This window comes from Pseudomonas sp. GM80 (assembly GCF_000282515.1).
GTDB lineage: Bacteria > Pseudomonadota > Gammaproteobacteria > Pseudomonadales > Pseudomonadaceae > Aquipseudomonas.
The window spans coordinates 1-5,840 of sequence record NZ_AKJD01000028.1 but is presented as its reverse complement, the minus strand read 5'-3'; the positions used below and the strand labels follow the sequence as shown (position 1 = coordinate 5,840).

The 5,840-nt window shown below is 61.8% G+C and carries 7 protein-coding genes; all 7 read left to right on the top strand.

Annotated features, from left to right (window positions below; genetic code table 11):
- Positions 1–118 precede the first annotated feature (118 nt).
- A complete protein-coding gene (locus tag PMI37_RS03190; RefSeq protein ID WP_008077964.1) occupies positions 119–1,246 on the top strand; it encodes a phosphoribosyltransferase domain-containing protein in 1,128 nt (375 codons plus the stop codon).
- Positions 1,236–1,994: a hypothetical protein gene (locus PMI37_RS03185; RefSeq protein ID WP_008077962.1), complete on the top strand. Its 759-nt coding sequence runs from the start codon at positions 1,236–1,238 to the stop codon at positions 1,992–1,994. The genes PMI37_RS03190 and PMI37_RS03185 overlap by 11 nt, the downstream gene beginning before the upstream one ends.
- Complete coding sequence (locus tag PMI37_RS03180) at positions 1,987–3,081, top strand: cysteine protease StiP family protein (RefSeq protein WP_008077960.1); 1,095 nt, start codon at positions 1,987–1,989, stop codon at positions 3,079–3,081. Before PMI37_RS03185 ends, PMI37_RS03180 begins: the two co-directional genes overlap by 8 nt.
- Positions 3,081–4,031, top strand: coding sequence for an HpcH/HpaI aldolase/citrate lyase family protein (locus tag PMI37_RS03175; RefSeq protein WP_008077958.1), 951 nt, complete (start codon positions 3,081–3,083; stop codon positions 4,029–4,031). The genes PMI37_RS03180 and PMI37_RS03175 overlap by 1 nt, the downstream gene beginning before the upstream one ends.
- Positions 4,028–4,783: an HAD family hydrolase gene (locus PMI37_RS03170; RefSeq protein ID WP_008077956.1), complete on the top strand. Its 756-nt coding sequence runs from the start codon at positions 4,028–4,030 to the stop codon at positions 4,781–4,783. Before PMI37_RS03175 ends, PMI37_RS03170 begins: the two co-directional genes overlap by 4 nt.
- A 2-nt stretch (positions 4,784–4,785) precedes the next feature.
- Positions 4,786–5,370, top strand: a complete 585-nt coding sequence (locus PMI37_RS03165) for a TerD family protein (RefSeq protein WP_008077954.1) — start codon at positions 4,786–4,788, stop codon at positions 5,368–5,370.
- Positions 5,370–5,840 (top strand): TerD family protein (locus tag PMI37_RS03160; protein ID WP_008077952.1); only part of this gene is annotated, 471 nt, incomplete at its 3' end. The genes PMI37_RS03165 and PMI37_RS03160, both read left to right, overlap by 1 nt.

Here is a 5,840-nt window from a genome sequence, read left to right as displayed (position 1 = left end):
CGAAGCACAAGCTTCGATGTGGCGGGTGAAAGCCACAAATCTCTGATTCATCTTTGAATTGCAAACTTACGGAAGAGGCACTGGATCTTCGGTTCAGTGCCAAGGCAGGAAATTGTTAATGGAATCAAATGCAGCAACGCAAGCGCTGAGCGCACAACTGATGCGCGGGCGTCTCGACGTCAACGTTAATGATGCTGTCATTGCCCCCGACTCACTGTTCGGCTTCGCCGAGCGTCGTAATCCGAAGCGGGCATTCCTGTTCGTCTCCAAAGTACTCGGACGACACATTCCTGTGCGTCCATCGGTAATGGTCGCCAGTTTTGAAAGCCTGGCGGCAGAAATTCCGGCTGACTTGCCAGGCCCTGTGCTGGTCATCGGCATGGCTGAAACCGCTGTCGGCCTCGGTGCCGGTGTGCACCGCGCCTACAGCGCCACCCGGCCTGATACGGTGTACATGGTCAGCACCCGTCATCCCACGGGCACCGAGTTGTTCACCCGTTTCGAAGAGGAACACAGCCACGCCAGCGCGCACCTGATTCACTTGCCGGTTGATGCCCAAGTGCGGGAGCAGATGCTCAATGCGCGCTCGTTGGTGCTGGTCGATGACGAAGCCTCGACGGGCAAGACGTTCATCAATCTGCATCGCGCGCTGGTCGATGCCGGTTTGGATAAAGTCGAGCAGGTCGTGACTTGCGTGCTGACCGACTGGTCCGGCGGCGCCGTGCGCGAGGCACTGGGCGATAGCGTGCACCAGGTGTCGCTGCTGAAAGGCTCGTATGAATTTTTTGAAGACACCGATGCGCCGCTGCCGGACATGCCAGCCGTGGGCACCATCGCCGCCGGTGATTGGCCGGTAAATGCGGACAACGACTGGGGCCGTCTGGGTGTGCGCAGCGTCGCCGATACCCTGGCGCCTGGGCTTCACGTAGAGCCTGGTGAGAAAATTCTGGTGGTGGGTACCAGCGAGTTTGTCTGGCGTCCGTTCCTGCTGGCCGAACGCCTGGAGCGCGCGGGTGCCGATGTGCATTTCAGTTCGACCAGCCGCTCGCCGATTGCCCTGGGCCATGCGATCGAGCATGCCTTGTCGTTTGCCGACAACTACGGGCTGGGCATTGCCAATTTCCTCTACAACGTCCGTCCGGGTCAGTTCGATCGGGTGCTGATCTGCTCGGAAACCCCGCAGCAGGCGGTGTCTGCCGAACTGTTGAAAACACTGAATGCGCAGGTGATCGTTGATGCAAAGTAATCGCCCGCTGGCGTTGGTCGATCTCGACGACACGTTGTTTCAGACCGCGCGCAAGATGCCCGAAGGTACACCGCGCCACACAGCGACCCTGGATGTCGACGGTCAGCCCAACGGCTACATGAGCCCGGTGCAGAAATCGATGGCCGAGTGGCTGCTGGCAACCACCGACGTGGTCCCGGTCACGGCGCGCAGCGTGGAAGCGTTCAGCCGCGTCCGGTTGCCTTTCCGGCAGGGCGCGATTTGCTCCCATGGCGGGGTGATTCTTGGTGCCGACGGCAAGCTTGATCAGGCCTGGCAGGCGCGCATGAGCGATATCCTTGCGGCCTATCAAAGCCGTCTGCCGGAGCTGAGCGAAGCGACACTCGCCATCGGCAAGCAGCTCGGTATCTCGTTGCGTGGCTGGGTGGTCGAAGAAGAGGGCCTGCGCCACTATGTGGTGACCAAACACAACGAAAGCAGTGACGAAGTGCTCAACGCCGTGCTGGCGGAAGTTCAGTCCCAGGGCTTGCTCGAGGGCATGCACGTTCACGCCAACAGCAACAATCTGGCCTTCCTGCCTCAGGGCCTGTCCAAGCAGGCGGCGGTGCAGGAATGGTTGCGCCGTGATCGCGAAGCCAACGGCGAGCGTCCGCTGCTCGGCTTCGGCGACAGCATTACCGACCTGGCATTCATGCAAGAGTGTCACTGGTGGGTGACCCCGACGCGCAGCCAGTTGGCCAAACGCGTAGAGGCATCGGTTCATGAGTAAGGCCATCTCCAGCCTGGTGACGGTGGGCAGCGCGAGCTACGCGTCGGATGACGTGCACTTCCTGCTGCAAGCCGTGCAGATGGACGTGACCGACGTCGAGGAAAAAGAGCGCCTGATTCAAACGAAGCAGAAGCACTATTCCGAAATGATCAGCCTGGAAAGTGCGCCCAGCGATATTCACAAGGCGCTTTACGAGCGAGTCCTGGCGCAAAACGGCGCGCGCATGGCCGCCGATGTGCAAGCCTTGGCGCTGGGTTTGAACGAAGCCTGCAACGGCCCGTCGATTGTCCTGGTGTCGTTCGTGCGCGCCGGTCTGCCGCTGGGTGTGCTGCTGCGTCGCGCGCTGATCGAGATGGGCCGCGAAACCTATCATTACGGCATCAGCATCGTCCGTGATCGGGGTATCGATACTGTGGCGCTGGAAGCCATCATCGAGGCCCATGGCGCCGAGAACATCATCTTTGTCGATGGCTGGACCGGCAAGGGCGCGATCTGCGGTGAAATCCAGCGCAGCCTCGGCGATGACGCGCGTTTCCCGAAACTGCCGCGCCTGGTCGTGCTGGCGGACCCGTGCGGTCGCGCATGGATGGCGGCGTCTGCCGAGGACTGGGTGATTCCGTCCGGCATCCTCGGGGCGACCGTCTCCGGTCTGGTGTCTCGCTCGATCTGGCCGGAAAACGGCGGACTGCACGGCTGCGTGGTGTACGACCACCTGCGCGAGCACGACGTGACGCAAGCGTTCATCGAGCACATCGAAGTGCAGCGCAAAGCCTTGGGCGACGTTGCTAAAGCCACGCCGTGGAGTGAAGAACAACGTCGCGAACTGCAGGGCGCGGCGACCCATGTCGTTGAATCACTGGCAGCACGTTTTCAGATAACCAACCTCAACCGGGTCAAGCCAGGCATCGCCGAAGCGACGCGCGCCGTGCTGCGCCGCGTTCCGCACCACGTGTTGATCCGCAACCGCAACGACAGCGACGTGCAATTGCTCATGCATTTGACCGAAGCGGCCGGCGTACCGGTGGAAGAGGTCGGTGCACAGTTGGGGCCTTACCGCGCCGTGACGATCATCAGGAGCCTGGGCTGATGAAAACCCTTTCTCCCTATGCCCTCGGCGCCACCCTCTACATGCCGGCCACCCGCGCTGACCTGCTCGATGTGGTGTTCCGCAACAAGCTGCCGGAGCTGCGCTCGCTGGTGGTGTGCCTGGAAGACGCGGTTGCCGATATTGATATCGCGACGGCGCTGGCCAACCTGCATGGCCTGTTGACGGTCATCGATCAGCGCGGCGGTCGTCCCGAAGACGGCCCGTTGCTGTTCGTGCGGCCGCGCGACTCGGAGATGGCGGCGGTACTCAACGACTGGCCGCTGATGGCGCACGTCGATGGCTTCGTCATCCCGAAACTGACCCTGGCCAATCTTGGCGCCTGGGAGCAGGCCGTGACCAATCCGGCGTTGTTCCTGATGCCGACGCTGGAAACCACCGACGTATTCAATCCCACGGCCATGGTCGAATTGGGGCAGGCACTCAAGGCCAGCCTCAATCAGCGCATCATCGCCTTGCGCATTGGCGGCAACGACTTGATGGGCAGCCTCGGTCTTCGGCGTAATCCGACCACCACGCTGTACAGCACGCCGATGGGGTACGTGATCCCGATGCTGGCCGGCGTCATGGGCTCGCAGGGCTTTGCATTGACCGCGCCGGTGTTCGAGCAGTTGGCATCGCCGCATCTGCTCAAGGAAGAACTGGAACTCGATATCGCCCATGGCCTGGTTGGCAAGACGGCGATTCACCCGAGCCAGATCGAGATCATTCAGGACACGTTGCGCGTCAGCCTTGAAGACTTCAACAGCGCCAAGCTGATCGTCAGCGACGTGGCCCCGGCCGTATTCCGCCACAACGACGCGATGTGCGAGCCTGCTACACACTACCGGTGGGCAGTGAAAATCCTTGAACGCGCGCAGTGGCACGGCATCCGTCAGGCGGAAGTCGGTGTCGGTGAAAGCGCGATTCGTCTGGCGGAGGTGTCAGGATGATAGAACAGATCGACAGCCCTGGAGCACCGCCACGGCCGGTTTTGGCGGTGTTCGATTTCGACGGCACGCTGACCCGGCACGACAGTTTTGTGCCGTTCCTGAAGTTCGCCTTCGGCAAGCGCGAGTTCAATCGTCGCCTGCTTCGGCTGGCCTTGCCCAGCCTGCGGTTCGTCGCCCGGCGGATGAGCCGTGACGAACTCAAGGCGCAACTGATCCGCACGTTTCTCTCGGGCGTGAAGCTTGAGTGGCTGCAACAGCACGCCGCGAGTTATTGCGCGCAGGCCTGGCCGCGCCTGATGCGCCCGTCAGGGTTGCTGGCCATTGAGGCCGAACTCAAATCCGGAGCTGTAGTGACCCTGTGTTCCGCCTCGCCTGCGCTGGTATTGCAGCCTTTCGCCGACCGTCTGGGCGTGAAGTTGATCGGTACGGAACTGGAAGTGGTGGACGGCGTACTGACCGGACACATCACCGGCAACAACTGCCGATGCGAAAACAAGGTTCTCAGGCTCGAAGCGGTTTACGGCAGCTTGCTGCAGTTCCGGATCCGCGCCTGGGGCGATACCCGCGGCGATCACGAGTTGCTGGCAGCGGCTGAAGATGCGCACTGGCGGCACTTTCACCCGACGTGGCGACGTGGCCGTCTGCGGGTGAGCAAAGCTAGTAATCCGGGCGTGCGTGATGCGCACACCGACCTGCATGGGGCGGGCAAACCTGATCGCTCCATGAACACCGATGACCAACAAGGAGCGTAACGATGGCACTTACCCTGAGTAAAAAACAGTCCATTTCCCTGGAAAAAACTGCCGGCACTGCGTTGTCCAGCGTCAGCCTCGGCCTGGGTTGGGATCCGGTAAAGGCCGGTTTTCTCGGCAAACTGATGGGCGGCGGCGGTGACATCGACCTCGATGCTTCGTGCATCCTGCTCGACGCCAGCCTCAAGCCTGTCGATCTGGTCTGGTTCCGTCAGCTCAAGTCCCAGGACGGCTCGATCCAGCACTCCGGTGACAACCGCACTGGCGAAGGCGCCGGTGACGACGAAACCATCCATGTTGACCTGCAGCGCCTGCCAGCGGTGGTCCAGCATCTGGTGTTCACCGTGAACAGCTTCACTGGCCAGAACTTCGAAAAAGTTGAAAACGCCTACTGCCGCATCATCAATGCCGGCAACAAAACCGAGCTGGCGCGCTTCAACCTGTCCGAGCGTGGCGCTCACACCGGCATCGTCATGGCGAGCCTGTCGCGCGACAACAATGACTGGAAGTTCACCGCTATCGGCGAGTCCACCCATGGCCGCACCGCCGATGACCTGATCAACCTGGCCACTCAGGCGCTGCGCTAATGGCCAGCCTTGCTCCGGGCGGCAACGCGCCAGTTGCCAGCGGCCCGCTTCGCGTCGACATCAATTACTCGCCCATTCCGGGCGCGGACATTGATGTCTCGGCCTTCGTTCTGGGAACCACGGCAAAGGTTCGCGGCGATGGCGACATGTGCTTTTACGGTCAGCCGAGCGTGCTCGGCGGTGCCGTGACCCTGGCGGATTCCTCGGCGGGGCGCGCGGTGTTCAACGTTGATCTGAGCCGTCTCGAACCGGCCGTGGAAAAGGTCGCGCTGACTGCCACGATCTACGAGAACAAAGCCAGCTTCGAGCGCGTCTCGCAGCTGTCGGTGGTGGTCTCGGGTGGCGTTGAAGCGCAGATCCCGACCAGCGGCATGAAGGAAACCGCGCTGATCCTCGGTGAGTTCTATCGCCGTCAGGGCGAGTGGAAATTCCGTTGTGTCGGTCAGGGTTTCAACGGCGGGCTCGAGCCA

Excerpts from the sequence above, each read along its gene's own strand:
- PMI37_RS03165 (WP_008077954.1), top strand. The coding sequence starts at position 4,786 with ATGGCACTTACCCTGAGTAAAAAACAGTCCATTTCCCTGGAAAAAACT.
- PMI37_RS03170 (WP_008077956.1), top strand. The coding sequence starts at position 4,028 with ATGATAGAACAGATCGACAGCCCTGGAGCACCGCCACGGCCGGTTTTG.
- PMI37_RS03180 (WP_008077960.1), top strand. The coding sequence starts at position 1,987 with ATGAGTAAGGCCATCTCCAGCCTGGTGACGGTGGGCAGCGCGAGCTAC.
- PMI37_RS03185 (WP_008077962.1), top strand. The coding sequence starts at position 1,236 with ATGCAAAGTAATCGCCCGCTGGCGTTGGTCGATCTCGACGACACGTTG.
- PMI37_RS03190 (WP_008077964.1), top strand. The coding sequence starts at position 119 with ATGGAATCAAATGCAGCAACGCAAGCGCTGAGCGCACAACTGATGCGC.
- PMI37_RS03175 (WP_008077958.1), top strand. The coding sequence starts at position 3,081 with ATGAAAACCCTTTCTCCCTATGCCCTCGGCGCCACCCTCTACATGCCG.